Below are 25,328 nucleotides of genomic sequence, written 5' to 3' on the forward strand. Positions count from 1 at the left end.
AGCTTAAACATCCAAGTTCCAATCCCAACCCAACGGGTCGCCGTCCATGACTTCAACGCCTTTGGCGATGAGGTCGTCACGGATCGCGTCGGACTTGGCGAAGTCTTTTGCAGCGCGGGCTTCCTTACGGGCGGTGAGCGCGGCTTCGATTTCGGCTTCGGTGATGATGGCGGCCTTGGGGCGGATACGGAGGTCTTGGCGGGTGAGGGTGAGGAGGTTGAGGCCGAGGACGGCATCCATATCGGCGAGAGCGGCGAGTTGGTGGGCAACGTCGATCTTTTTGAGGCCGACGATGTCTTCCAGCGCGGTGATAGCAATGGCGGTGTTGAGGTCGTCCGCGATTGCCGCGGCAAAGTCTTTCAGCGTGCCCGCCATGGGAGAAGAAAACGCACCCTGAACTTGTTTAAGGGTCCATTTATCCGCTTCAACCGTCTGTTCGTTGGGCACGATGGATGCTGAAACAAGTTCAGCATGACGGGTCCTGAGAGTGCTGACCCCCATCACCATCCGCTTCAACCGCACAAACGCCGCCTGCAAACCCTCCCAGCTAAACTCCAACTCACTCCGATAATGCGCTTGCAGGCACATCAGGCGGTAGGCGAGGGGGTGGAAGCCTTTGTCGATCAGCAATTGCACGCGCAGGAATTCGCCCGATGATTTGCTCATCTTGCCCGACCGTTCGATCAGGAAATTATTGTGCATCCAAATGCGCGCGCCGCTGTCGGCGCAGCCTTCATGTGCTTGATTTTGTGCGATTTCATTGGGGTGGTGGATCTCGCGATGGTCAATGCCGCCAGTGTGGATGTCAAACGGCATGCCAAGCAGCGCCTTTGACATCACCGAGCATTCGAGATGCCAACCCGGCGCGCCTTTGCCCCATGGGCTGTCCCATTCCATTTGCCGCGTTTCGCCCGCTGGCGTCTTGCGCCAGATGGCAAAGTCAGCGGCGTGGCGTTTGCCCTCGACTTCATCGATGCGACCTTCACCTTCCTCGGTCTTGGCACGCGCCAATGCGCCATAATTCGCAACGGTCGAGGTATCAAAATACAGGCCGCTTTCCAGCTTATAACAATGCTTTTCGGCGATGCTTTTGGCATAATCGATCATCGCGGGGACGTAATCCGTGGCGATGGACCAATGTGCAGGTTGGCGGATGCTCAGCGCCTTGATGTCATCCCAATAGGCTTGCGTATAATGCTTTGCGATGTCCCAGATCGACTGGGCTTTCTCCGCTGCCATCTTCTCCATCTTGTCCTCGCCTGCGTCGGCGTCGTCGGTCAGATGGCCAACATCGGTGATGTTGATGACATGGGTGAGCCTATAGCCCTTGTAGGACAGCACGCGGCCAAGCGTGTCGGCAAAAACATATGCGCGCATGTTGCCGATGTGCGGGTAGTTATAGACCGTCGGCCCGCAGGTATAGACCCGCGCCTCACCCTCATGAACGGGGGTGAAGGTTTCGAGTTGCCGGGTCAGGCTGTTGAAGAGTTTAAGCTCGGACATTTGGAGGGCGATGCTGGAAATGGGTGCGGAGGTCAAGAACCTCGTCATCCGAATGCGGGGTAATTGACTCTTTCCTCCCCATCGACTTGCGATGGGGAGAGGGACCGTTCGCGCAGCGAAGGGTGGAGGGGCCTTCTTAACGTTAAATGCCCCTCCGTCATTCGAAGCTAAAGGCTTCGACTGCCACCTCCCCATCGCAAGTCGATGGGGAGAATGAAGCCCGTTCGAGCGGGTTGCAAATAGGCAACTTGTTCAGAAAACACCCCGTCGCACCAGCGCAGGCTGGTGCCTATCACGCCTTTCCGCTTCAAGCGTCGGGGGGGTGGGAAAACCGATAGACGCGATAGGTCCCAGCCTGCGCTGGGGCGACGGGGGTGGCGTTTTCTAAAACATGTCCCCCGCTCGCCATCTGCTCACATATTGTCGAGATTACACCCACGTTCGGCCAATATCGGGCGCAGCGCGCGATAGGCAGCGGGCGTCCTGTTCAGCGGGATCGTAGGATATAGATGGTGGATGATGTGATATTGCATGCCAGATGACCAGATATTGCCCAACCTGCTTTTGAACGCTCTTGTATCCTTATACCGTCCTTGTTCGACGGCGGGGTGATGTGGCGCCCAGCTGAGGTAGAATGAAATATAGGTCAGCGCCACATGGCGCGGCAGCCACCACAGCAACGCCGCCTCTATGGCATAACCGCTCAGTGCCAATGCCGCGAGAATGCCAAAGAACAAAGTTTTGCTGATAATCGCGTCGTTCAGCGCCGCCTTGGCCGCCGGGCTGTCCCATTGCTGCAACAGTTGGCCGTAGCGGTTGAACCCGCCTTCAGCACGGGGTTGGCGGTTGACGACCGTTTTCCAAAGCGCCTGTAACGGGCCTGTTGCATGGGTTGAATAATCGGGATCCAGAAGCGGATCATTGGCGTGCTTATGATGTTCCATATGCGTAATCCGCGCCGTGCGCAGCGGCAGTGTCAGCGGGATGAGTGACCAGTGGCCGACAAGTTCGTTAAACCATTCCAGCTTCGATCCCTTTGGCGCGATGATATAATGCTGTGCATCATGCGACGGCAGATAGCTCGCCGTAATATCAATCGTCGCGATAATGAAACCCAGCCACAAGGGTATCGTGCCGGTAAAAACAAGTGGCCATAATGCAAGCCACATGGCCGTGTTCGTTATGCCCCAAAACACCATGAGCCAAGGGATGCCGCCCGTAAACTGGTCCGCAATTGCCTTTTCGCGCGCGCGCAGGCTTTGACTGGTCATATCCATTTGCCCCGATAGGTCGCGATCAAGCCCAGAACCGTCCCGATAATCAGGCCAAATTGTATTGGCGACAACGCAAAGGGTGCATTCAAATCCAGCCTCAGCATCACCTGCGCAACCAATGGTGCAAGGAACGCGATGCCGAAGAAAAAGGGCCCGAAAAAGAAGAGTGATTTAACTACTGACATTGATTTTGAAGATGGTGGAAATGCGCGATTAGGTCAAGCCACCTCCAACCGTCACGCCGAACTTGTTCACGGCCACTTGTCCGTCGCACCAGCGCAGGCTGGTGCCTATCACGTGTGTTTGGATACACCGAAAGGCGAGATAGGCCCCAGCCTGCGCTGGGGAACGGGTTTGGGGTTTGCTAAAACCCGTCCCAGCGGATCGCCTGGTCAATCTCCACGCGAGGGACATTGAAGTTGTTCACGGCGGCGTCTGCATCACGATAACCAATGGCCATGCCGCAGAAGAAGATGTGCGCATCATCAATGTTCAGTAATTCCCGCATTGTCATGCCGTACATCGCCCATATTTCCTGCGCGCAACTGTCAAGGCCCTCTTCGCGCAGCAACAGCATCACGGTTTGCAGCCACATGCCCATGTCGGACCATTGCGGCGGGCCCATGTATTTGGCCGTGTAGGTGAATAATTGCACCGGCGCACCAAAGCTGTCCCAGTTTTTCATCATCTGTGCAACGCGGCCAGCGCCATCTTCGCGCGCCAAGCCAAGCGCGTCGAACATTGCCTTGCCGACCCCGCGCCGTTGGTCTTCGTACCGGCCCTCAAGGCCCTTGGGATAGATGTCATATTCATGGCCATCGCCCATCGGCGCAGTGGTGGCTTTCGCCTTAATTTTGGCGGTGAGGTCAGCCAGCGGCGCGCCTGTGAGGATGACGGCATTCCAAGGCTGCGTATTGCCGCCCGAGGGCGAACGCTGCGCCTTGGCAAGCACGCGTTCGAGTATCGCCTGATCAACGGGTTTATCCAGAAATTGCCGGACAGAGCGGCGGCTGGCGACAGCTTCGGTGACGTTCATTTATATTTCCCGGCAGGTTTAATCGTTTGATTAAATCATATTATGCGGCGTGCGAAAGGCAAGCTTATTCCTCGTCAAACAACCCAGCCAGTTGCTCAATCATCGTCCCGCCCAATTGCTCAACGTCCATGATCGTGACCGCACGTTTGTAGTAGCGCGTCACGTCATGGCCGATGCCGATGGCGACCAGTTGCACGGGGCTGCGCGTTTCGATCATTTCGATAACTTTGCGCAAATGCTGTTCAAGATAACCGCCATGGTTGACCGACAAGGTGCTGTCGTCCACCGGCGCGCCGTCCGAAATGACCATCAATATGCGGCGGTCTTCGGCGCGGGCGATCAGGCGGTTGTGCGCCCAAAGCAATGCCTCTCCGTCGATATTTTCTTTCAGCAGACCTTCGCGCATCATCAGGCCCAGATTGCGTTTGGCGTGCCGCCAAGGCTCATCGGCTTTTTTATAGATGATGTGGCGCAGGTCGTTGAGGCGGCCGGGCATTGGCTGGCGTCCGGCGGTGAGCCAGTCTTCCCGCGCTTGCCCGCCTTTCCACGCACGCGTGGTGAAGCCCAATATTTCGGTTTTGACGCCGCACCGTTCCAACGTGCGCGCCAATATGTCAGCGCTGATCGCCGCAATGCTGATCGGCCGTCCGCGCATTGAGCCGCTATTGTCGATCAGCAAGGTTACCACGGTATCGCGGAAATCGGTCTCGCGTTCGATTTTGTAGGACAAAGAGCTTCCGGGTGAGACCACGATGCGCGCAAGCCGCGCGGCGTCGATCATGCCTTCTTCTTGGTCAAAATCCCAACTGCGGTTTTGTTGTGCCATCAGGCGGCGTTGCAGGCGGTTGGCGAGTTTTGTCACCACCGATTGCAGGTTCGACAATTGTTGGTCGAGATAGGCGCGCAGCCGGTTCAGCTCTTCTTCGTCGGCAAGTTCAGTTGCGGTGATCGTTTCGTCAAATTTGGTCGACCAAATCTTGTAATCGCTCTGCGGCAGATGGTCCCAATTGCGGCGCTGCGGCGTGACAGGCTGCATGCCGTCATCCCCCATTTCGCCGTCGGCGCCGTCCTGATCATCCATGTCTTCGCCGTCATAATCGGCCTCAGTCTCTTCGCCTTCGCCTTGCTGCGGCTCCGCTCGGGCTTCGGCTTGGCCAGCTTCGCCTTCGCCATCATCTTCGCTGTCGCCGCCTTGGTCTTGGCTGTCCTCGGCATCGTCGCCGCCTTCGGACGGATCGATATTACCTTCGGTGAGGTTCAGATGCTCCAGCATGGACTGAGTCAGCGCGGCAAAGGCGCTTTGATCGTCCAACGCAAGCGCAAGCGCATCCAAATCACTGCCAGCATTCTCCTCAATCCAACCGCGCAGCATATCCACGCCAGCGGCGGCACCGGCTGGCACAAGCGCGCCGGTCAGCCGTTCGCGCACGATCAGGGATAATGCCGTGGAAATGGGCACTTCATCAGGGGCTTGTGCGCGGGAAATCGGATCAGTGCGCATTTTCAGTTCAAGCGCATGGCCAAGATTTGCGGCAATTCCCGCCATATTGCGTGATCCCAGCGCCTCAATCCGCGCATTTTCCACGGCGTCAAAGGCTGCACCTGCAATGACTTCGGATGGACGTAATGCGGCGTGGCGGGCGGGATTATGATGCTTCAACTTCAACGCAAAGCTGTCGGCAAAGCCGCGTGCCTCGGCCACTTGATCGGGCGGAAGCAGGCGGCCCGGCATGGGTACCTTGAAATTCTTGCCCGCCTGGCTTGGCGCATCGGCGGTGAAGGCCAATTCCACCTCTGGCTCATGCGCGAGCGCACGGGCGGTGCCGGTCAGCACTTGTTTGAATAGTTCAAGAGGGGTTTCGTTTGACATTAATCGGACAATCTCTTGCACATAGCGGCAATGTCTTCCTTCGTCGGCTTTACTGGCGCGCGCAGAGTGAAGACATGTTCATCCTTGGTCGCCACGCGGTCCTCTGTCGTGCGCGCACCATTCACGACAGCGGCAAAGTCCTTACACACCGCAAAGCTGCGCAAATAATCGCTATGGCCAACCCTATCGCCGGACACGTCTGTTGTGTCGATAATGGTGAAGCCGGTTTTGGCAGGCTCCGTCTGATATTTTGACTTAGTTGCAAAGCAGCGTTGCGGCAGACCCTTTGCCTTTAAATCCTTAGCCTCAAAGGGGTTGAAGCAAAAAGGCGATCCTAAGCGCGGATAGCCATGCACCGCGCGCGATAAGGCCAGCGCGCGGTCGCTGAGCGATGCATAGACGGTCACGTGCCGGTCGTTATTCACGCGTCTTGCGGCAAGAACCTCTTCCGCGATGTCGCGTTCAAAATCTTCGCGATCCACATCGGGTGCGGCCAATACAATATTGGAAATATTGCTGGAATCGGCGTCGGTCGATGTGCGGTCAACATAATCGATTGCCGGAATAACAAGCCGCGCGCCAAGCGAATGGGAAACAACAACGATTTCCTTGACCCACTCCGTCCGCGCCAATTTGGCAAGGAAATTGCGGAAATTGCGCTCGTCCCAATACATGTTGGTTTCATCAACGGCGTAGCTCAGCAAATTGCCCTGTGAGGGCCAGCTATAATGAATGATTGGCCCATCAAAATTGCCCATCGCGCCAATTTGCACAGCGTCGCGCGCCGTAGTTGCCAGCGTTTCGCGATAGCCATGGACATATAACAGCACACGGCCCTTGCGCAGGTTCGCCGCATCACGCAGGCCATCCCACCATGCATCCTCTGGTTGGAATGCAAGTGGCACAACCACTTGCGCATCGCCCTTTGCAGGCTTTATCTTTTGCGGTGGTGCAAAGCGGGCGTAACGTAACCGATCGGCCCGGTGATTGGTCAGGATGATAGTGTCGCCGCGGCAGTCGGGCAGGCGGCTCGTAACAATGAAATGGTCTTTTCCGGCTATCGCTGCGCTGTCATTCTGCGCCGGGTTGCAACGCGGATTTTCCGCCAGCGTGCTGTGCGGCACATCGCCATATGCGACGGCCACAGTGCAACCAGACAGGAGCATTGGCAAAAGCAGGAGAGAAAGCTTGCGCATTACTTCCGCTTAGCGTTCGCCGCATGCCATGCCTTTACTGCGTTCAGCGCGCCGGACACATGGCCCTTCACGCCAAGCTGCGCATAAGCAAAAAGCACCTTGCCATCGGGCGCGATGACATAAGTCGTGCGGTTGGTGCCGCCCATCATGGGCATACTGACCGCGTAATTTTTAATCATGGGCTTGGTCGCAATACCGACCATAAACTTGTTGCGGCAGGCCTCAACCGAAAAGCGCTTTAGCGTCTCCAGATTGTCCGCCGACATGCCAACAATCGACGCGCCATAAGCGGCAAAGTCGTCGGCGGATTCGGAAAATTCATGCGCCTCAACCGTGCAGCCTGATGTGAATGCCTTTGGATAGAAATACAGCACCACTGGCCCGTTTTTCAACGCTTTGTTCAGGTTGAAGGTGTCGGCCTTGCCGGCCAGCACGGCTTGCGTCGTGAAATCGGTTGCGCGTGTCCCGGGTTTCAGCGCGGCAAATGCCGGGGATGCGGAAATCATCAGCGCAAGTGCAATTGCGAAGCGTTTCATAATGCGTTCCTTCAACTGAGGCGGCGAAATAGCCGGTAGTTACTTTGCTTTGCCAACGACACTTTCCGGCAGATCTTGGCCAAAAACGCGCTGGTAATATTCGGCGACCAAGGCGCGTTCCGCGTCATCGCATTTGTTGAGGAATGACAGGCGGAAGGCAAAACCGACATTTTTGAAAATCGCAGTATTCTGGGCCCAGGTGATGACCGTGCGCGGGCTCATGACCGTCGAGATATCACCATTGATGAAGCCCTGCCGAGTCATTTCGGCGACCTTCACCATATTGGCAACCTCTGTCGCATCGGTGCCTGTCGCCTTGGCCAAAACGATTTCGCTTTCGACCTGCGCGGGAAGGTAGTTGAGACCGACCACAATATTCCATCGGTCCATCTGGCCTTGGTTGATTGCTTGGGTGCCATGATACAGGCCGCTGGTATCGCCAAGCCCTACGGTGTTGGCGGTGGCAAATAGGCGGAAATAGGGGTTGGGGCGAATGACGCGGTTTTGGTCGAGCAGGGTCAGCTTGCCTTCGGTTTCCAACACGCGCTGGATCACGAACATCACGTCAGGGCGGCCAGCATCATATTCGTCAAACACCAATGCCGTCGGCGTCTGCAACGCCCAAGGCAACAGGCCTTCGCGGAATTCGGTCACTTGCTGCCCATCGCGTAAAACAATGGCATCACGGCCTATAAGGTCGATACGGCTGATATGCGCGTCCAAATTGATACGGATGCAGGGCCATTTCAGACGCGCGGCAACCTGTTCAATATGGGTGGATTTGCCCGTGCCATGATAACCCTGCACCATCACGCGGCGGTTATGGGCAAAGCCAGCAAGGATCGCGAGGGTGGTGTCGGGGTCAAACACATAGCTATCGTCGGTGTCGGGCACACGTTCGTCGGCAATAGAGAAAGCCGGGCATTCCATATCCACATCAATACCGAACAATTCGCGCACGCTGACCACTTTGTCAGGGGCGGCGAGGATGGTCGTGTCGCGGCTGTCGGGTTGGATATCTGGGATGTCAGTCATGTTATTCTCGTCAAATGAAAGCGGGCGAAGTTTTAAGGTGCGTATAGGCAGCAATCACGTCTTGCAAAGCCTTTTCATAAGAGCGGTTGCCGCCATTTTTGTCGGGATGATAGGCGCGAACCTTCCCCGAATAGGCGCTACGCAAGGCGCGGCGGTCGGCATCCTCGCTAAGCCCTAGCGTCCGCAACGCTTTGCGGTCCTCCAGCGACAGAAAATGACCATCGGCACGCTCTTTGGGCAGGCGGGACCGGAACCGGGTGGAAATGGCATCCAGAGGGTCTTTAAAATCCGCCCATTTCGGCGGCGAGTCGACATTGCCATTGGAGCGAAACGCGCGGGTCTCACTTGGCCAGAATTGCACCGGGCTTTGCGCCACGGAAATTTCTTCGGCGGTCATGCCCGCAAACCAGTTATAGCCTGCGTTAAACTGCCGCACATGGTCAAGGCAGAGATATTGATAGTCGCCGGGGCCGTTGGCCGATGCGGCCTGTCCCCGCGGATCAGGCGCGCGAAATTCCCCCGCTTCGCCGCAGCGCGGATAGACGCATTGCCGCCCCGCGCTGTGAACGCGGCCGTGAAATCGGTCAGTGGAACGGTCGGAGGCCATGATTTTCCTTGGCGAAAAGCCTGCCATATGGGAAGAGCAGGCCATGAAAAAAGGTCCTGCACAACTTGAAATGGAAATGCTGCTTGAAACAGCATTCGCGCCAACCCGCCTGGCCGTCATCAACGACAGCGCCAAACATCACGGCCATGGCGGCGATGATGGGTCCGGCGAATCCCACTTCACCATCGAAATTGAAAGCGCGGCCTTTGCCGGCGTTGCCCGCCTGATGCGGCAGCGCATGGTGAATAAGGCGCTGGGCGATATTCCCGGAACGCGCGTCCATGCGCTGGCTATCAAGGCTAGTGCACCCGGCGAGATTTAGTTGAGGCATAAAAGAAAAGCACAATGACATGATCGAACTTTCTCCGCACCGCCTGTCTTTGTCCACGGGCATAGACATGGATGTATTTACGGCCGGTGACCCCAAGCACCCCGCGATTATATTCCTGCACGGATTTCCCGAATCGCACCGGACTTGGCGGCACCAGATCGCGCATTTTGCCGACCGTTTTTATTGCATCGCGCCTGATCAGCGCGGCTATCGCGGTACGTCAAAGCCGCAGGAGGTGGAGGCGTATACGGCGGACAAGTTGACTGCCGATATCTTTGCGCTGGCCGATGCTTTGCATGTGCAGGAATTTATCATCGCTGGCCATGATTGGGGCGGCGCGATTGCGTGGAGCGTTGCGTTGAATGGGCAAGCTGGCGGGTTCAATCCCGCGTGGGCAGGGCGTGTGACGCGCGCGATTATCGCCAATGCGCCGCATCCCTATATTTTCCAGCGTTTGTTGATCACTGACATGAAACAGCGCGAATCGAGCCAATATATTCGCGCCTTTCGCGACCCGGCCAATGATGCGTTGGTGCAGGAACAGGGCCTGACAGGCCTGTTGCTGAAGACGATTAAATGGGACAAGCCCAATGCGATGGAGCCCGAGGAGCGCGCCGCGTTGCTCGCCGATTGGACGGACCGTGACGCTTGTTTCGGGATGCTCAACTGGTACCGCGCGTCTGCTTTGTATGTGCCCACGATGGACGAGGATGTCGAAATCCCGGCCTTTGCCGCTGGTGCATTTCCGCAGTTGATGATCCAGACCTTAGTGGTTTGGGCAATGGATGACTTGGCTTTACCGCCCAGCAACATTGATGGCATACAGGAAATTGTGCCCAACGTAACAATCACCCCAGTCGAGAATTGTGGGCATTTTGTCATTTGGGAACAACCCGATGCGGTTAACGCGGCGATGGAGGAATTTTTGGCTTAATCGCAACACGCGCAGAATAAGCCAGCGCCGATGCCAAAATCATCCGATGCTATATTTTCTGCCATATTGCCCTTTCTGCCCGCGACCCGTAAAGCGCGGTCATTGTGACTGAACCAATCATCTTTGCAATCCCCAAGGGGAGGATTCTCGACGAGGCTTTGCCGTTGATGCAAGCGGCGGGCATTCAGCCTGAAGCTGCCTTCTTCGACGACGCCAGCCGCGCGCTTTTGTTCGCGACCAACGATCCTGCGATCAGCATCATTCGCGTACGCGCGTTCGACGTCGCGACCTTTGTCGCGCATGGCGCGGCGCAGATTGGCATTGTCGGTTCGGATGTCATCGACGAATTTGATTATTCGGAACTTTATGCGCCCGTGGACTTGGGCATTGGCCTTTGCCGCATATCGGTGGCGATGCCGCAGGGCGTGCCTGACGATGTCAATGGCGGGCATATCCGCGTTGCCACCAAATATCCCGGGACGACCAGCCGTTATTATCACGCGCGCGGCATTCAGGCTGAATGTGTGAAGTTGAATGGTGCGATGGAACTTGCCCCTTCGCTTGGGCTTTCGGGGCGGATTGTGGATCTGGTGTCGTCGGGCAAAACGCTCGCTGAAAATGGTCTCGTTGAAACGGCGGTCATTTCCCAAGTGTCGGCGCGGCTGATTGTTAACCGCGCTGCCTACAAGATGATGAGCAGGACTATTCCGGCTATGGTGCAACGTTTCAGAGAATTGACGGGCGCACGTGCAGAGGCTTGATTTCTCTGACATTGGTTTCGCGGATGCATTTGACGCGTTGGTAAACGGCCGACGTGAGGCGGATGCTGATGTGTCGAGCGCTGTGGCGCAAACCATTCGAGATGTCCGCGCACATGGTGATGCGACGCTGGCGGAAATGACGCAGCGCTTTGATGGTTTCGACCTGAACGAGGCGGGTTGGCAGATTGACGCGGCGCAGTGCAAGGCCGCCTATGAGGAGCTCGAGCCCGAATTGCGCGACGCATTGACGCTCGCGGCGAAGCGGATTGAGGCCTATCACAAGGCGCAACTGCCAGAGGACCGCGATTATCGTGACGCCGACAATGTGCGGCTTGGCGCGCGTTGGTCGGCGGTCGATGCGGCGGGGGTCTATGTCCCCGGTGGCCGTGCGGCATATCCATCATCGGTGTTGATGAATGCTATTCCGGCCAAGGTCGCTGGCGTTGAACGCATCGTCATGGTCACGCCAACACCCGGCGGTGCAATACACCAGACCGTCATGGCCGCCGCGCATGTGGCGGGTGTGGACGAAATCTGGCGCGTGGGCGGGGCGCAGGCGATTGCGGCTTTGGCTTACGGAACCGAACGCATGCGCGCCGTGGACGTTATCACCGGCCCCGGCAATGCATGGGTCGCAGAGGCAAAGCGGCAGCTTTATGGCGTGGTCGGCATCGACATGGTGGCTGGACCGTCGGAAATCGTCGTGGTGGCCGATGCCCAAAATGACCCAGAATGGATTGCCGCCGATTTGTTAAGTCAGGCCGAACATGACCCGACGAGCCAGTCGATCCTGTTCACGGACAATGCCGAATTTGCTGACCAAGTATCAGCCACCGTTGACGCGCAAATTGCGACGCTGTCCACCGGCGCGGTTGCGCTGGCCAGTTGGACGGACTTTGGCGCGATTATCGTGGTCGATGATCTGGAAGGCGCAATGCCTTTGGTCAACCGGTTGGCGGCGGAGCATTTGGAGCTTGCGGTCGATGATGACCGGGCCGAACGGCTGTTTGGCCTCGTCAGGCACGCCGGTTCGGTATTCTTGGGCCGCATGACGCCTGAGGCGATTGGCGATTATATCGCCGGACCAAATCATGTGTTGCCCACCGGACGGCGCGCGCGCTTTGCGTCTGGCCTGTCGGTGCTCGATTTCATGAAGCGGACCAGCTTTATCGCGCTCGATCAACACGCCATCAACAACATTGGCCCAGCGGCGGCAAAGCTTGCCGATGCCGAAGGTTTACCCGCCCATGCGGCGAGTGTCAGGAAAAGATTATGAGTGCCCATAACGCCAGTGCCAAATCCAAATCCCGTTCGGCAGCGCGGCTTGCGTCGGTGCAGGCGCTATATCAAAGGGATATGGAAGACATTGGCATTGCCCGCCTGTTGAATGAATTTCATTCGCACAGGCTGGGTCAGGAAATCGAAGACGCGCAATATGCCGCCGCCGACCCCGATTTTTTCGATGATGTCGTCTCCGGCGTTGATGCGCGGCGCGCGGAAATCGACGAGCATGTCCATGGCAAGCTTGGTGAGAAATGGAAGATGGACCGTCTGGACAAGACGATGCTCCAGATCTTACGTTGCGGCACCTATGAATTGATCGCCCGGCCAGATGTGCCAACCGCGACGGTCATCGACGAATATCTCGACGTCGCCCATGCGTTTTTTGACAAGAAGGACGCGAAGTTCGTCAATGGCTTGTTGGACGCCGTTGCAAAGGACGTGCGCGCCCGCTGAACGGAGCTGACCTGAATATTGTTCTGCATGTCCTCGCAATGCGGTAACGTCGCCCCATGACAACCGAATCCAGCTTCATCAACCTTTTGCGTGGCTTTACCACTGACCCTGCGGCGCGTGGATTGTTGGATGATGTTGCGGTGATCGATATCGGTGATGCGGCGTTGATTATCACGCATGACATGATGGCAGAGGGCGTGCATTTCCGGTCGAACGCCAATCCAGCCGACGTCGCGTGGAAATTATTGGCGTCGAACCTGTCCGATTTGGCTGCAAAGGGCGCAGCGCCCATTGGTGTGCTGCTTGGCTTCATGCTGGGCGATGATGCGTGGGACAGGGCATTTGCCGCTGGTTTGGAAAAGGCGCTGGCGCATTATAACGTAGCTTTGCTTGGCGGAGATACGGTGGCCAATCGCGGGGACAAACGGGCGTTTGGCCTGACCGCTTTGGGCAGGGCGACGCATCGCCCCGTACCATCGCGATCCGGCGCGCAAATCGGCGATATACTCTATGTGACGGGGACGCTCGGCGATGCCTTGGCGGGTTTTGAGCTCATGGACGCTGGTTTTGATGAAGTTGGGCCGCTGGCCGATGCGTTTAACCGGCCAGTCGCGCGGGTAGCCGACGGTCAAAAGCTTGCGCCGATTGTCACCGCGATGATGGATGTGTCGGATGGTTTGCTGCTTGATGCCGAACGATTGGCGACCGCCAGCCAGATTGGTATAGAAATCGACCTTGCGTGCGTGCCACTATCGCCGCTCTACATCAGCTATCGCAGTGACAGCCTTGAAAGCCGTATGCAGGCGGCAAGCTGGGGCGACGATTATCAATTGCTGTTCACCGCGCGGCCAGAACTGCCGCTGCCTGTGCCGGCAACTGCCATTGGCTGTGTATTGTCCGGCGGTTGTCTCACCTTAAAAGACGGCGCGAATCCGGTAAAATTGCCTCCGATGCTGGGTTATCAGCATCAATAAGACAAACCGGCCCACAGGGCCATTTTTATGGGTTGCGTCATACTGCAAAGCCACCCTATACCGCAGCCGCTTGTGTGCCTTTTCGGGTACACCAAGAGAGAGTTTCTAACAAAGAAAAACGGGGAAGGGACAGTTTATGTCTTTGTCAATTATGGCTATATTGTGCGGGCTTATTGCCGTGCTCTATGGAATTCTAACAAGCCGCTCGGTGCTTGCTGCATCGGCTGGTACACCGCGGATGCAAGAAATTGCAGCCGCTATCCAGGAAGGCGCCGGCGCATATCTGGCACGCCAATATCGCACCATTAGCTTTGTCGGGCTGATCGTTGCGGTTCTGGTCGGTGTGTTCCTTGGTCCGCTGTCTGCGGTCGGCTTCGTCCTTGGTGCTGTGTTGTCTGGTGCGACAGGCTTTATCGGGATGAATATCTCGGTTCGCGCCAACGTCCGAACGGCGCAGGCGGCTAGCGAGAGCCTTCAAAAAGGCCTGACCATGGCATTCAATGCCGGTGCGATCACGGGTATGCTCGTTGCTGGCCTTGCTTTGCTCGCGATTGCCGGTTTCTTTTATTATCTCACTGAAGTCGCGATGAACCTTCCGAACAGCCGCCCCGTTATCGACGGGTTGCTGGCATTGGCTTTCGGCGCATCGCTGATTTCGATCTTCGCGCGTTTGGGCGGAGGTATCTTTACCAAGGCAGCAGATGTCGGCGCTGACCTCGTCGGTAAGGTCGAAGCAAATATTCCTGAGGATGACCCCCGCAACCCTGCGACGATTGCCGATAATGTCGGCGATAACGTTGGCGATTGTGCGGGCATGGCGGCTGACTTGTTCGAAACCTATGTTGTGACCATTGGCGCAACTATGGTTTTGCTTGCCTTGTTGATGCCAGCTGCAATGCCAGCGGCCGAACTGTTGAACCTGATGTCTTTGCCATTGGTTGTTGGCGGTATCTGCATTCTGACGTCGATTTTGGGAACCTTTTTCGTCCGTTTGGGCGGTGGTACCAACATCATGGGTGCAATGTATAAGGGCTTTTTGGTCACCGCAGTCACTTCGATTCCGGCGATTGGATATGTCACATACCAGACGCTCGGCGGCGATATGAATGCCGTAGTGACTTATAGCACCGGCGGTTTCACGGGTTGGACATTGTTCTATTCGATGATGGTCGGCTTGGCCGTCACCGGGCTTTTGGTCTGGATCACCGAATATTATACCAGCACCAACTATCGTCCGGTCCGTTCGATTGCCAAGGCATCGGAAACCGGTCACGGCACCAACGTCATTCAGGGCCTCGCGATCAGCCTTGAATCAACCGCATTGCCAACTTTGGTCATCTGTGTTGGTATCATCGTTTCGTTCCAGTTGGCGGGCATTATCGGTATTGCGTTCGCTGCAACCTCGATGCTGGCTTTGGCCGGTATGGTCGTGGCGCTTGATGCGTATGGTCCAGTGACCGATAACGCAGGCGGTATCGCTGAAATGTCTGAAATGGACAAATCGGTTCGTGAAAAGACCGACGCGCTCGACGCTGTCGGTAACACTACGAAGGCCGTGACCAAGGGCTATGCCATCGGTTCAGCGGCTTTGGCGGCACTCGTTCTGTTTGGTGCTTACACCGCTGACTTGGCGTTCTACTCCGAGAAACTCGGCCTTGCAGAAGGCGGCGTCGATTTCACGCTGATGAACCCTTATGTCATCGTCGGTCTGTTGTTGGGTGCGTTGTTGCCATATCTCTTCGGAGCCATGGGTATGACTGCAGTCGGCAAGGCAGCCGGTGAAGTCGTGAAGGACGTTCGTGACCAATTCGCCAACAACCCCGGGATCATGGATGGCACCTCAAAGCCTGATTATGCCCGCACCGTTGATTTGGTGACTAAGGCCGCGATCCGTGAAATGGTCATTCCTTCGTTGCTGCCGGTACTGGCACCAATCGTCGTGTATTTTGTGATCAGCTGGGTCGCTGGTCCGGCACAGGGTTTTGCCGCTCTCGGCGCGCTCTTGTTGGGTGTGATTGTTGGCGGTCTGTTCGTTGCGATCTCGATGACTTCGGGCGGCGGCGCATGGGACAATGCCAAGAAGTACATCGAAGACGGCCACCATGGCGGCAAAGGTTCGGAGGCCCATAAGGCAGCCGTAACCGGCGACACCGTGGGTGACCCATATAAGGACACCGCTGGCCCAGCCGTAAACCCAATGATCAAGATCACGAACATCGTGGCCTTGCTGTTGTTGGCGGCATTGGCGCATGGCGGCGTATAACGCCTAAAGAAAATTAAGCTTTAAGGCCCCGCAAGAAGCAATTCCGGCGGGGTTTTTTATGCGCTAATCCGATTGTTCAGAACCGCTTTCTGAAACTCAATTCAAATACCCGGCCGCGCGGGTCGATATAGCCCGGCTGATAGCTGCGCGGCACATCTCCATTCTGGTCGCGCACATCGACAATATCGTTGAAGATGTTTTCAATCCGGAATGCGATGCGGCTACCTTTCAGCAACGGTACGGCCTTTATAACGCGCGCTTGCTGGTCCAAATTGACGAACAGAAATGCGCTGATGGCGGCAATGTCGCTAAACCTCAGGTCATTGCTACCGGCAAGGCCAGAGCCGTTGGCGGTGGTTGCGCTTTTGTACGTCCCTTGCAGCCGGAGGCCAAAGCCCTTGTGGAACAGGCCACCGGAAAGCTCAACCTCATGCCGCGATGCGCCGCCATTGCTGCTGGTCGCTGAGCCGTTGAGCAGGTCAAGCACAGACACGCCGGGACGGATGCGGATTTCGTCTTTTATACGGTAGCTGTGGTATAGAGCGATGTTCCAGCGGCTGGGTTGGCCGCCGCCGGGTGCGCCAAAACGGCCACCGCCACCGCCAAAACCGCCGCCTGTCGCGCGAGGCGCGCCGGGAGCGCCTGTCGCAGCAGCAGGAGGGCCGCCTGCTGGTCCACGTGGGGGCGCGGGCGCGCCGATATTGCCCGACACGTTAAAGCCCCAGCGGATCCGCTGTGACGTTTCACGGTCGAAATTCACTGGGCGTTGGTCGATGCTCACTAAGCGGCCATTGACATCACGCACGACGCGGCTGGCAAAGGCGGCTTCAATCTCTGGCGTCAGCAGCGGGAAAGCGGCGGTGGTATTGCGGCTGTCGTTTTTGAAATAGCTGAACTGAATCGCGAAATCCTTAATGAAATCGGGATTCCAATTCGCGTTCAATATGACATCGCGGCGCTTTTCGCCGATCAGGGCAGGGTTGCCGCCGGTAATGACGTTGATGAACAGGCTTTCGCCGCGCGCAAAATCATAGGTCGCGACATTAGGTGTGACTAAAGTCGGGTTGCCTAATTGGCCAATGCCCGGAGCGTTTTCGTCGCCTGTGATCGATGCCTGAAAGGTCAGGTTGCCCGCAGGGGCCCAGCGCAGGCCAGCGCCATATTCCAATAATTTTCCGAAATCGGACAGGTCGCTATAGCCGACATTGCCATTGATCGACCATTCGCCAATCGTAGAGCCAATGCCGAAATCGCGTCCCGTCAGGGGCAATTCCGCATTGACCGAATGGTTCATCATGTTCCGGCGCAAGGATATGTCGGTCGTGAGCCCAGAACGCCATGTTTCGCTGTCCAGCATTTGCCGGGTAAAGCCCGACGCGAACGTCATTTGTACATTGCCTGCGGGCAATTTGAGCGCGGTTCCAGCAAGGGTACTGCGCACGTCCATATTCTGGTTCAGGCTGCTGCTAAGATCAGGGGGCATGAACAGCAAATTCGCGCCAAAGTCGGCTGAAAACGGGTTCGTCGTTCCGGCCAAAACGCCAGCGCGTAATGCGCTGAAGTCTGCGTTGCGCGTCGTGCGTGTATCATTTGCGGTGCGTGCATAATTGCCCGTTACTGTCCACCGCCAACCGCCGAGCGCGTGGTTGAACGTGCTGCCAGTCTGAAACACATGCGTTTCGCTCTCGCGTTCAAGCGGGCGCGGGGTGTCGAAATAGCGGCTGAGTATCGCGTCTTGACCGAAGGGTGAAAACGGGCTGCTGCCGGGCAGAACAAAATTTGTGCCGGGCAGACCCAGCAAAGATTCGCTGCCTGTCAGCGCGTAATTGGCGTTCAGGGACAATATTGTTTGCGGACCAAGCGACCGGCTCCACGTGCCGTTCATCTCAAGCCGTTCGGTGCGGGGCAGCAACGTCCGGACATCGCCGATATCGCCGCTATTCAGGCGATTTGCCGTGCTGGCAAATTGGGCCAAACTCGGGTTGGATACCCCCAACGGAACGCCAGCCTCAGTCACATTGCTTCCGGCAAGCGCGCTTAAGCTGGGCGAAATCTCTCCATTGACGCCAAGGCCGCTGATGTTACCGCCACGCGCCAATGCCGAACCATCCGAAGAAATCAGGTCACGTTCGGATTCCGTCAGCGCCGTCGCGCGTTCCAACTCAATATCCAAGTTAAACCGTGTGGTTTTGCCAATACGCGTCAGCGTCGTTTCAAATTCATTAGTAGCAAAGCCGCCATCCTGCGGCTGGGCATGTTCAAATTCCGTGGCGAAGGAGGCAAAATTGTCCTTCAAGATGAAGTTGATCACCCGTTGGTCGGGCCGAAAACCATATTTTAGCGCGACTTCTTCCGAGAAAATCTGAACTTGACGAAGGGCTTCTGGCGGTAAATCTCGAAGTTCACGCAAACCCGATACGCGCTGGCCATTAAGCAATATAATTGGCATGCCGCCCCCGCGTCCACGCCCCGAATTGGCCTGCGGTGCAACCGCTGCAACAAGGTCCGTCAGCGACGATGCGCCCAAGGCGGTCATGTCTGCTTCGTTCAATTCTTCCACGGGCGGGACGTCGGTGTCCACCGAGCCCCTAAGACGTTCAGCGGTAACGACGATTTCGCGCGACGGGGGATCTTCAACAGCTTCTTCGATATCATCATTGGCGAGCGCCACAACGCTGCCGGTGTTTTGTGCATCGCCCATCGCCATTGCGGGAACGGCGGTCGATGCCAGCAAAATTGCGCTTAAACGGGATATTTTCATGGGGGGAAGCTCAGTTTATATCATCGTTATGGTTGCGCGATAACGGATTACTAAGACTAAAGGACGTAAAGTTTATTACATTTTGTCGCAATAAAGCGATTGCACTGTAGCGCTTCCCTTTTTCGAACATTAGGTTTAAAGGCGCAGCAACGTGGAATTTTTGAAGATTTAAGGGGCCGAATGGCAAAAGAAGAATTACTCGAAATGCGTGGGACGGTCCGTGAATTGCTGCCCAATGCTATGTTCCGTGTCGAGCTTGAAAATGGCCATGAAGTTTTGGGCCATACCGCTGGAAAGATGCGCAAGAACCGTATCCGCGTTCTCGTGGGCGACGAAGTGCTGTGCGAACTGACGCCTTATGATCTGACCAAAGGCCGGATCACGTACCGCTTTAAATAAGGGCGGCAGACCTTGGGTCTGAACCCCACGCTCATATTGGCCTCATCAAGCCCACGTCGCTTTGACCTTCTCGCGCGGTTGGGCATCGCGCCTGCGCGTATCGCCTCACCAGATATTGACGAAACACCCCGCAAGGGAGAGGTCCCGCGTGTCTATGCGCTGCGCATGGCTGAGGAGAAGGTGGTTGCCGTGCCACGTGACGCTGGCGAGATTGTGGTCGCAGGCGATACCACGGTCGCCGTTGGCCGCAGGATATTGCCGCAAGCTGCCGATGCCGACATGCAACGCGAGTTCCTGAACCTCCTCAGCGGCCGCCGCCATCATGTCCTGAGCGCGGTTGCGGTCATTGACGGCAATGGCCGGATGCGCAGCCGCATTTGCGACAGCATCGTCCGTTTCAAACGTCTGTCGGCAGACGAAATCGAAAGCTATATCGATAGCGGCGAAGGGCTTGGTAAGGCCGGCGGCTATGCCATTCAGGGCAGGGCAGAGGCGTTGATCGATTGGATGGCGGGCAGCCATTCGGGCGTGATTGGTTTACCCTTATATGAAACACGCGCGCTGTTGCGTGCATCGGGTTATACGCTTGACTGACATATGGCGCGATGATGCGCCGGGTGAGCGCCGCGCGGCCGTTGTTGAAAACGGAAACATCGTTGAAATTCATATCCAGCGCGATGCTTTATGGGCCTTGGGCGAATGTGGCGCTGGCCGCATTGACCGAAAAACGCCGTCGGGCGCGTATGTCGTGGCCGACGATGGAAGCACGCTTTTGCAGCGCGGCAAAACCAACGCGCTGGAAGGCGCGCGGGTGATGTTTGAAGTGACACGTGAAGCGATATCCGAGCCGGGCCGTACCAAGCCGCCAGAGATTGTATTGCGCGATAGCGCGCGCCACCCCCTCATTGACAAAGATGCCCTGTGGGACGCGCGTTTGGCGTCTCTTGGTCAATCTGCGATCAACGCGTCAATCGCCGAGCGCTTTGACGTCGCCATCGCTGGCCAGTCACAACTCGGCGATGTTACCATAAGCTTTCAACGCACCAAGGCTGGGTTGGTGTTTGACATTGACGGTATCGGTGATCCGTTCGCCATCAATATGGTCGCAGCGACCGAAATTGCGCGCCTGCTCCGCCTGTACCAAGTCGGTGCGATGGTCCTAATCGATTTTGCGTCGATGGTGTCCAAGGCGCAGCGCACGCAGATTGCCGAAGCTTTTGATGCCGCATCCGTGCTGGACCTGCGATCCTTTGAGCGCACCGCCATTAACGGCTATGGCATGATGCAAGTCGTGCGTGCCCGGCCAAGGCCGTCGGTCCTCGACCAACTGTTCGGTACACGTATCGCTGCGCTGTCGGACGAGACACAGGCTTATTGGCTGTTGCGCGCGGTTGCGCAGTCATCGGGCTTTGGCGCGCGCACCGTAACGACACGGCCGGAGGTTGCAACATTGCTGCAGTCCGAACGATGGGCGACATGGCGGGCGCAGGCTGTCCGTCTTGCGGGCGCGGATATGCAGGTGGTTGCAGATGAAAAGGCCGCAGGCTATGGCCATGTCCATGTCGCGCAAAGCTAATGTATGTCCACTTTGTGGAAAGCCGGTAGTGGCGGAATCCAAGCCTTTTTGTAGTCAGGGGTGCAAGGATCGCGACCTGTTGAAATGGTTGGACGAAGGCTATCGCGTGCCGGGGCCGCTGGCCGACTATGAAGATAGCATCGGTTCCGACGGCGGCGACTGATTTTGCGCTTGCCAAGGGGCGCATCGCCTCTCTATAGGCTGCGCTCCCACGCGGTTTTCGCCGCGTAGCCCGAGTAGCTCAGGGGTAGAGCAGCGGATTGAAAATCCGCGTGTCGGTGGTTCAAATCCGCCCTCGGGCACCATTTTCCCAATAAATACAGCAACTTATTTTTTGGCAATGGTGTCAGCTTGCGTAGCACACCCGTCACACACTTTGGTGTAGACGCAATCGCAATCTGGGGGCACATAAACACTAGGTTTAACCGAGTGTTTTGAATGCCTGTTCTTAGCCCAGAAACTGTTCTTGTGAACGATGGTGACATCAAGCTGTACAAGCGGGCTAGAAGCCGTGTTTGGCAAGCAACCTTCAACATTGATGGGCACTGGGTTCGTGTAAGTGCGAAGCATAAGGACCTTGAAGAAGCTAAGGTTGAAGCCAAGAAACTGATGATGGAATATCAGTTTCGCCAGAAGCATCAGCTTCCTGTGGTTTCCAAGCGTTTCGGTGATGTGGCTCGTCTTGCGATTCTGGAGATGAACAAGGCACTGGCAGCAGATGTAGGTAAGAAAACTTACCTTGATTATATCATCGTCATTGAACGCTATCTGATACCATTTTTCGGCAGAATGCTGGTTGAGAACATCAATTACGAAACGCTCAGAGACTTTGATCGCTGGCGTGTAGCAAAGATGGGGCGTGAACCAAAAGCAAGCACACTAAACACGCATAACAGCGCACTTAACCGTGTGTTTGACGAAGCGATTGTGCGTGGGTTTCTGTCAGCCAGTCACAAGCCGCTACTCAAGAACAATGGGTTAGACAGTGAACGCAGACCAGACTTCACATTGGAAGAGTACCGTTCGCTGATACGCGGTTTACCAAGTTGGATTGAACATGCACGAGATGGAAAGTCTCGTGAAATGCGTCTTCTGCTTCGTGATTATGTACTCATCTTGGCAAACACAGGCATTCGTGAAGGGACAGAAGCCGACAATTTATTGTGGCAGCATGTCCATGTTTTTCAAGAGAACGGTAAGCAGTTCCTTGAACTATCTATTGATGGAAAAACGGGCAGGCGAGACATTATCTGCCGTGCCAACACACTCGGTTTTCTCAAACGAATTCACGCAAGGTGTGAGGACATAAACCATATGTCGTTTGAGGCTTTGCTGAAAGCTAAGCTCAACAAGCCAGTGTTCAGATTGTCAGATGGTACGGTCACGAAGAACCTTAGGCAGACATTCAAAGCATTTCTGAAAGCGAAGGGTTTGCTCGTGTGTTCACGCACGGGGCAGAACCGAACGCTTTATAGCTTTCGCCATACCTATGCGACATTTGCACTGACAACGGATGGTATGGAAATACACACTTTGGCGAAACAAATGGGCACGAGTATCAAGATGATAGAAGATCATTACAGCCATCTCACGCCGCGTTTGAAGAAGGAAATGCTGACTGGTCCTCGTTACGAGCTACATACCAGAAAGGCAGAAGATGGCAGTGTTACAAAGTCAGAAATGCCGAATGACGAAGACTGGTAAATCCATGTGTTCATTGGACCTGTTTATCTATAAGCTCTGACTCGTAGGTTACTTGGAGGGCAGTTAATGGTTCGTTTTGCAGTTTTAATCGTCGCGGCTTTAGCTCTAACGGGCTGCGCGTCCACCGCAATGAAGCGTTATGTAGGAAGCTCAATTTCAGAAGCGTATCTAGCTTATGGACAGCCAGCCAATGTTTTTGATCTACCTGACGGACGCAGAGCTTTTCAATTTTACTGGGGTGGTAGTTCTGGCGTTCTGCCTGGTTCCTCTCAAACTACAGTGGCGCCAATTGGCGGAGGTGCCTATGCGGTTAATACTGTGGGGACACCAGCAATGGTCTATGAAAGCAAGGGGTGTCTGGTCTCTCTCATCGCGCGAAAGAATGCTGCAGGTGACTTCGTCGTTGAGGAATACCGTATTCCACAGCGCCTTGTTTGCTAGCTGCCGTCAGTTTTTTCCCTATCCCGCTAGTTGTTCGTGATAAATGCACTCATCACGGAGTGTGAAAATGGACGCAAATAATAACGAAATTCGTTTGCGATGGGGTGCTGTTTAAAAGGTAAACTTGTCCCGATATCGCTCCTGAAGCTTTGCGTCGGTCATCTCATCACTCTGCGCTTTCCTAAGTTTTAGTAGCTCACGATAGGCATCAAGCATGGCGTAGAAGTCGTCTCGGTGGTGATATTCATGAATATCCAGCAAATCACTGTTTCCATGTAAACCGATAGGGTTCATCTCATCATAAAAGTTATGTTCGTAAACAATCACGACTTCGCCCTGCATCATGCCGACAGCGAGATTGATGTGCGTGTAATCTTGTTGGAAGAAAGCGTATCCCAAGCTGGCTGAATGTCCAGCAATCTCAAAGCTTGTCAAGGATACGGAAGCCTCACGATCTCCAAAAGGGAGTTGAAATTCCAGACTTCTATCGCCGATTGTAAGAGCTACATCCCAAATGGGATCGTCATTCTCCTTGCACCAAGGACCATAGTCCTCGTGAACTTCATCATAGAGCAACTCAAAAAGCTCCTGATAGTGGTCTTTCTGAAATAGCTGCAGCGCCCTCTGCTTAGCTTGAGCAATTTTCACAGTCACCTCCTTCGCTGTGCCAACTCATAAATACACTCGTAACGGAGTTTAAAATATGGATGCACGAGAAGAATTGAAACGCTGGATTGCTACGGTGATTGAGCTATCATCAGAAGAAGAAAGCCCGATAATCAAGCAGGACATTGATCTGTTTCTGTCTGTAGCAGGGGAGCTGTCAGGGAAATTGGCTGAGAGAAACACGGCACTTGCGAAACAGTGTCGCTCAAGCAGCAAAGCAAAGCCACCGAAGCCTGCTCCTCAGAAAGCCCAGAAGCAGCCTAAGCAAGACCCAAGCACTGCTGACACCCCACAATCACAAAACGATTCAGAGGACCGTTCACAGGAGCGGAGCAGACAATTGCCGCAGAGACAGAAAGCTGAGCCATCGCCAACTGACCGGCAACAAAAGCTGCGTGGATATGTCTATGGCGCTCAGAATGATGAGGTTGAGTTTCGCAAGGCTGCACAGGCTATAACACGATGAGCGATAAGCTAATCCAAAGCCAAAGGCGGCTCCACGACAGTCTGTTTGAACTCTATATGCAAGGCGGGCTTGAGCTTTATCTCGCTGGCACTCGTGGCTTAAAGCGTGACTTAATCATACAGCTTGAGACGAGCGCACTGACACCAGAGAAGGGTGAGATAATTCACTACTACGCTGTAAATCGTTGGGACGAAGAGGACGAGTTTGAGGAGTGGGCGAAACCATCAGTGGCGTTGTCAGAGGAAGCTGAGCGGATATTGGGTGTGACAAATTCGCAGCTTGCTCAATGCCGTTCAACGGATGTGGTGCTGGAGGATTTCTCTAGCTTTCTAGGGGTATAAAGAAGGGCAAAGATGCCGATAGAATGTCGCAGAACCGCAATCTTTCTCTTACATTTCTAAACGCCGCTCGATCTCATAAATTCGCCCCTCAATTTCTTGAATTTTTTGGTCCTTCTCCTCGATGCTTTGTTCTAGCTCTAGAATTTTTTCATCGTCAGCGATCGCATCTCCTGCTGCATCTCCTGCTGCATCGCCTGCGATATCAGTTATTTCATCTCGTTGGGCATCGGTGAATTCAGATTTATCTGCGGACTCCTGAGCGCAACTGCACAGCAGAAACGTAAACGCCACACCAACCCCGATCAAAGCTCTAGAATTTGGTCCCATTTTTTCGTTCCCCCAAAGCCTGAAATTTCAACGAAAAGTTTGATATAAAATTACGGCAAGCACGATCAAAATCATACTCATGATTTTATTGATTTTTTCGAGTTTTTGATCCGCACTAGAAATATTCTTTTTTTCATAAATATCCAAATCGGATTTGGAAAAATTATGCGGGGCTTCTCGCATTCTTTTTTCGAAAATTTCTCCATAATCGAATTCGCATTCCAGCAAATCCGTGGCATTATTCATGTAGTATCGATCAATAATTTTTATTTTGATTCTGCTCTGCCATATGTCGTCGTTATTCAAAAATTGACCAAAAGCGAACATACCGTCCTTGCGCAGTGACCACCAAACTTTCCATGCTGAAAACTTCCCACAACGGTAAGAAGCAGACCGTTCTGCAATGTCGCTGCTGCTAAGTAGATAAGAAATACGACCTTTATTATTCTTCAAGCCAGCAAGAGCGCAGTAAAATCGAACAGACTGAAAAATCGACAACCGACCCTCGCCATTAGCCTTAAGCTCAGCATCTAAATCTTCAGGTTCACTCGCAATCCAACGGTTCGTGTCTATGTTGCCCTGCACCCCAT

At 55.2% G+C, this 25,328-nt stretch carries 28 protein-coding genes and 1 tRNA gene; 16 read left to right on the forward strand and 13 right to left on the reverse strand.

Features of this window, described 5'->3' with window-relative positions; genetic code table 11:
- Positions 1–3: 3 nt before the first annotated feature.
- The 9 genes from cysS to Q0N43_RS03010 form a co-directional block, all read right to left on the reverse strand.
- Positions 4–1,503, reverse strand: coding sequence for a cysteine--tRNA ligase (gene cysS, locus Q0N43_RS02970; protein WP_295442270.1), 1,500 nt, complete (start codon positions 1,501–1,503; stop codon positions 4–6).
- A gap of 413 nt (positions 1,504–1,916) precedes the next feature.
- Positions 1,917–2,774, reverse strand: a complete 858-nt coding sequence (locus Q0N43_RS02975; RefSeq protein ID WP_295442273.1) for a fatty acid desaturase — start codon at positions 2,772–2,774, stop codon at positions 1,917–1,919.
- Positions 2,771–2,962, reverse strand: a complete 192-nt coding sequence (locus Q0N43_RS02980) for a hypothetical protein (RefSeq protein WP_295442276.1) — start codon at positions 2,960–2,962, stop codon at positions 2,771–2,773. Before Q0N43_RS02980 ends, Q0N43_RS02975 begins: the two co-directional genes overlap by 4 nt.
- 179 nt (positions 2,963–3,141) lie before the next feature.
- A complete protein-coding gene (locus tag Q0N43_RS02985) occupies positions 3,142–3,813 on the reverse strand; it encodes a nitroreductase (RefSeq protein ID WP_295442279.1) in 672 nt (223 codons plus the stop codon).
- Positions 3,814–3,877: 64 nt separating this feature from the next.
- On the reverse strand, positions 3,878–5,683 hold the full coding sequence (cobT, locus tag Q0N43_RS02990) for a cobaltochelatase subunit CobT (protein ID WP_295442281.1): 1,806 nt from the start codon (positions 5,681–5,683) through the stop codon (positions 3,878–3,880).
- Positions 5,683–6,828 (reverse strand): alpha/beta hydrolase, encoded by a 1,146-nt coding sequence (locus Q0N43_RS02995; RefSeq protein WP_295442284.1) that lies wholly within the window; start codon positions 6,826–6,828, stop codon positions 5,683–5,685. Before Q0N43_RS02995 ends, cobT begins: the two co-directional genes overlap by 1 nt.
- 50 nt (positions 6,829–6,878) lie before the next feature.
- Positions 6,879–7,415, reverse strand: a complete 537-nt coding sequence (locus Q0N43_RS03000; RefSeq protein ID WP_295442287.1) for a peroxiredoxin — start codon at positions 7,413–7,415, stop codon at positions 6,879–6,881.
- Positions 7,416–7,454: 39 nt separating this feature from the next.
- Positions 7,455–8,450: a cobaltochelatase subunit CobS gene (gene cobS, locus Q0N43_RS03005; RefSeq protein WP_295442290.1), complete on the reverse strand. Its 996-nt coding sequence runs from the start codon at positions 8,448–8,450 to the stop codon at positions 7,455–7,457.
- A gap of 10 nt (positions 8,451–8,460) precedes the next feature.
- Entirely contained in the window at positions 8,461–9,057 is a 597-nt protein-coding gene (locus Q0N43_RS03010; RefSeq protein WP_295442293.1) for a J domain-containing protein, read from the reverse strand.
- Positions 9,058–9,100: 43 nt separating this feature from the next.
- Here Q0N43_RS03010 and Q0N43_RS03015 point away from each other — a divergent pair, with 43 nt between their 5' ends.
- The 7 genes from Q0N43_RS03015 to Q0N43_RS03045 all read left to right on the forward strand — a co-directional run bounded on the left by Q0N43_RS03015 (position 9,101) and on the right by Q0N43_RS03045 (position 16,057).
- Positions 9,101–9,379 carry a BolA family protein gene (locus Q0N43_RS03015; protein ID WP_295442295.1) on the forward strand — a complete coding sequence of 93 codons (279 nt, stop codon included), beginning with the start codon at positions 9,101–9,103 and terminating at the stop codon, positions 9,377–9,379.
- A gap of 28 nt (positions 9,380–9,407) precedes the next feature.
- Positions 9,408–10,322: an alpha/beta hydrolase gene (locus tag Q0N43_RS03020; RefSeq protein ID WP_295442298.1), complete on the forward strand. Its 915-nt coding sequence runs from the start codon at positions 9,408–9,410 to the stop codon at positions 10,320–10,322.
- A 104-nt stretch (positions 10,323–10,426) separates the two neighbouring features.
- A complete protein-coding gene (hisG, locus tag Q0N43_RS03025) occupies positions 10,427–11,083 on the forward strand; it encodes an ATP phosphoribosyltransferase (protein WP_295442301.1) in 657 nt (218 codons plus the stop codon).
- A complete protein-coding gene (gene hisD, locus Q0N43_RS03030; protein WP_295442304.1) occupies positions 11,070–12,359 on the forward strand; it encodes a histidinol dehydrogenase in 1,290 nt (429 codons plus the stop codon). Before hisG ends, hisD begins: the two co-directional genes overlap by 14 nt.
- On the forward strand, positions 12,356–12,820 hold the full coding sequence (gene nusB / locus Q0N43_RS03035; protein ID WP_295442307.1) for a transcription antitermination factor NusB: 465 nt from the start codon (positions 12,356–12,358) through the stop codon (positions 12,818–12,820). The genes hisD and nusB overlap by 4 nt, the downstream gene beginning before the upstream one ends.
- A 56-nt stretch (positions 12,821–12,876) precedes the next feature.
- Positions 12,877–13,794 (forward strand): thiamine-phosphate kinase, encoded by a 918-nt coding sequence (gene thiL / locus Q0N43_RS03040; protein ID WP_295442310.1) that lies wholly within the window; start codon positions 12,877–12,879, stop codon positions 13,792–13,794.
- A 136-nt stretch (positions 13,795–13,930) separates the two neighbouring features.
- Positions 13,931–16,057, forward strand: coding sequence for a sodium-translocating pyrophosphatase (locus Q0N43_RS03045; protein WP_295442311.1), 2,127 nt, complete (start codon positions 13,931–13,933; stop codon positions 16,055–16,057).
- A 76-nt stretch (positions 16,058–16,133) separates the two neighbouring features.
- On the opposite strand, the gene Q0N43_RS03050 is transcribed toward Q0N43_RS03045, so the two are convergent.
- The gene (locus tag Q0N43_RS03050; RefSeq protein ID WP_295442314.1) at positions 16,134–18,818 is read right to left on the reverse strand and encodes a hypothetical protein; all 2,685 of its coding nucleotides are present in this window, start codon (positions 18,816–18,818) and stop codon (positions 16,134–16,136) included.
- Positions 18,819–18,998: 180 nt separating this feature from the next.
- Here Q0N43_RS03050 and infA point away from each other — a divergent pair, with 180 nt between their 5' ends.
- The 7 genes from infA to Q0N43_RS03085 all read left to right on the forward strand — a co-directional run bounded on the left by infA (position 18,999) and on the right by Q0N43_RS03085 (position 22,938).
- The gene (gene infA / locus Q0N43_RS03055) at positions 18,999–19,217 is read left to right on the forward strand and encodes a translation initiation factor IF-1 (protein ID WP_125230427.1); all 219 of its coding nucleotides are present in this window, start codon (positions 18,999–19,001) and stop codon (positions 19,215–19,217) included.
- A gap of 18 nt (positions 19,218–19,235) precedes the next feature.
- Positions 19,236–19,811, forward strand: a complete 576-nt coding sequence (locus Q0N43_RS03060; RefSeq protein ID WP_295442363.1) for a nucleoside triphosphate pyrophosphatase — start codon at positions 19,236–19,238, stop codon at positions 19,809–19,811.
- The gene (locus Q0N43_RS03065; RefSeq protein WP_295442323.1) at positions 19,804–20,793 is read left to right on the forward strand and encodes a ribonuclease E/G; all 990 of its coding nucleotides are present in this window, start codon (positions 19,804–19,806) and stop codon (positions 20,791–20,793) included. Before Q0N43_RS03060 ends, Q0N43_RS03065 begins: the two co-directional genes overlap by 8 nt.
- Positions 20,777–20,956 (forward strand): DNA gyrase inhibitor YacG, encoded by a 180-nt coding sequence (gene yacG, locus Q0N43_RS03070; protein ID WP_295442326.1) that lies wholly within the window; start codon positions 20,777–20,779, stop codon positions 20,954–20,956. Before Q0N43_RS03065 ends, yacG begins: the two co-directional genes overlap by 17 nt.
- Positions 20,957–21,023: 67 nt before the next feature.
- Positions 21,024–21,098, forward strand: a tRNA-Phe gene (locus Q0N43_RS03075).
- A gap of 163 nt (positions 21,099–21,261) precedes the next feature.
- Positions 21,262–22,497 (forward strand): hypothetical protein, encoded by a 1,236-nt coding sequence (locus Q0N43_RS03080; protein ID WP_295442329.1) that lies wholly within the window; start codon positions 21,262–21,264, stop codon positions 22,495–22,497.
- Positions 22,498–22,563: 66 nt separating this feature from the next.
- Positions 22,564–22,938, forward strand: coding sequence for a hypothetical protein (locus Q0N43_RS03085; RefSeq protein ID WP_295442332.1), 375 nt, complete (start codon positions 22,564–22,566; stop codon positions 22,936–22,938).
- A gap of 111 nt (positions 22,939–23,049) precedes the next feature.
- Here the strand turns inward: Q0N43_RS03085 and Q0N43_RS03090 are convergent, their stop codons facing one another.
- Positions 23,050–23,586, reverse strand: coding sequence for a hypothetical protein (locus tag Q0N43_RS03090; protein ID WP_295442335.1), 537 nt, complete (start codon positions 23,584–23,586; stop codon positions 23,050–23,052).
- Between the two features lie 55 nt (positions 23,587–23,641).
- Here Q0N43_RS03090 and Q0N43_RS03095 point away from each other — a divergent pair, with 55 nt between their 5' ends.
- Both Q0N43_RS03095 and Q0N43_RS03100 read left to right on the forward strand, forming a co-directional pair.
- A complete protein-coding gene (locus Q0N43_RS03095) occupies positions 23,642–24,070 on the forward strand; it encodes a hypothetical protein (protein WP_295442338.1) in 429 nt (142 codons plus the stop codon).
- Positions 24,067–24,411, forward strand: coding sequence for a hypothetical protein (locus Q0N43_RS03100; RefSeq protein ID WP_295442341.1), 345 nt, complete (start codon positions 24,067–24,069; stop codon positions 24,409–24,411). Before Q0N43_RS03095 ends, Q0N43_RS03100 begins: the two co-directional genes overlap by 4 nt.
- A gap of 48 nt (positions 24,412–24,459) precedes the next feature.
- Here the strand turns inward: Q0N43_RS03100 and Q0N43_RS03105 are convergent, their stop codons facing one another.
- Both Q0N43_RS03105 and Q0N43_RS03110 read right to left on the reverse strand, forming a co-directional pair.
- Positions 24,460–24,738: a hypothetical protein gene (locus tag Q0N43_RS03105; protein WP_295442343.1), complete on the reverse strand. Its 279-nt coding sequence runs from the start codon at positions 24,736–24,738 to the stop codon at positions 24,460–24,462.
- A gap of 27 nt (positions 24,739–24,765) precedes the next feature.
- Positions 24,766–25,328: hypothetical protein (locus tag Q0N43_RS03110; protein WP_295442346.1), on the reverse strand; the 563-nt coding region annotated here is incomplete at its 5' end.

It is taken from the genome of Sphingorhabdus sp. EL138 (genome assembly GCF_945882965.1).
In the GTDB taxonomy this organism is placed as follows: domain Bacteria; phylum Pseudomonadota; class Alphaproteobacteria; order Sphingomonadales; family Sphingomonadaceae; genus Sphingorhabdus_B.

Excerpts from the sequence above, each read along its gene's own strand:
- cysS (WP_295442270.1), bottom strand. The coding sequence starts at position 1,503 with ATGTCCGAGCTTAAACTCTTCAACAGCCTGACCCGGCAACTCGAAACC.
- Q0N43_RS02975 (WP_295442273.1), bottom strand. The coding sequence starts at position 2,774 with ATGACCAGTCAAAGCCTGCGCGCGCGCGAAAAGGCAATTGCGGACCAG.
- Q0N43_RS02980 (WP_295442276.1), bottom strand. The coding sequence starts at position 2,962 with ATGTCAGTAGTTAAATCACTCTTCTTTTTCGGGCCCTTTTTCTTCGGC.
- Q0N43_RS02985 (WP_295442279.1), bottom strand. The coding sequence starts at position 3,813 with ATGAACGTCACCGAAGCTGTCGCCAGCCGCCGCTCTGTCCGGCAATTT.
- cobT (WP_295442281.1), bottom strand. The coding sequence starts at position 5,683 with ATGTCAAACGAAACCCCTCTTGAACTATTCAAACAAGTGCTGACCGGC.
- Q0N43_RS03000 (WP_295442287.1), bottom strand. The coding sequence starts at position 7,415 with ATGAAACGCTTCGCAATTGCACTTGCGCTGATGATTTCCGCATCCCCG.
- cobS (WP_295442290.1), bottom strand. The coding sequence starts at position 8,450 with ATGACTGACATCCCAGATATCCAACCCGACAGCCGCGACACGACCATC.
- Q0N43_RS03010 (WP_295442293.1), bottom strand. The coding sequence starts at position 9,057 with ATGGCCTCCGACCGTTCCACTGACCGATTTCACGGCCGCGTTCACAGC.
- Q0N43_RS03015 (WP_295442295.1), top strand. The coding sequence starts at position 9,101 with ATGAAAAAAGGTCCTGCACAACTTGAAATGGAAATGCTGCTTGAAACA.
- Q0N43_RS03020 (WP_295442298.1), top strand. The coding sequence starts at position 9,408 with ATGATCGAACTTTCTCCGCACCGCCTGTCTTTGTCCACGGGCATAGAC.
- nusB (WP_295442307.1), top strand. The coding sequence starts at position 12,356 with ATGAGTGCCCATAACGCCAGTGCCAAATCCAAATCCCGTTCGGCAGCG.
- thiL (WP_295442310.1), top strand. The coding sequence starts at position 12,877 with ATGACAACCGAATCCAGCTTCATCAACCTTTTGCGTGGCTTTACCACT.
- Q0N43_RS03045 (WP_295442311.1), top strand. The coding sequence starts at position 13,931 with ATGTCTTTGTCAATTATGGCTATATTGTGCGGGCTTATTGCCGTGCTC.
- Q0N43_RS03050 (WP_295442314.1), bottom strand. The coding sequence starts at position 18,818 with ATGAAAATATCCCGTTTAAGCGCAATTTTGCTGGCATCGACCGCCGTT.
- infA (WP_125230427.1), top strand. The coding sequence starts at position 18,999 with ATGGCAAAAGAAGAATTACTCGAAATGCGTGGGACGGTCCGTGAATTG.
- yacG (WP_295442326.1), top strand. The coding sequence starts at position 20,777 with ATGTCGCGCAAAGCTAATGTATGTCCACTTTGTGGAAAGCCGGTAGTG.
- Q0N43_RS03085 (WP_295442332.1), top strand. The coding sequence starts at position 22,564 with ATGGTTCGTTTTGCAGTTTTAATCGTCGCGGCTTTAGCTCTAACGGGC.
- Q0N43_RS03095 (WP_295442338.1), top strand. The coding sequence starts at position 23,642 with ATGGATGCACGAGAAGAATTGAAACGCTGGATTGCTACGGTGATTGAG.
- Q0N43_RS03100 (WP_295442341.1), top strand. The coding sequence starts at position 24,067 with ATGAGCGATAAGCTAATCCAAAGCCAAAGGCGGCTCCACGACAGTCTG.
- Q0N43_RS03105 (WP_295442343.1), bottom strand. The coding sequence starts at position 24,738 with ATGGGACCAAATTCTAGAGCTTTGATCGGGGTTGGTGTGGCGTTTACG.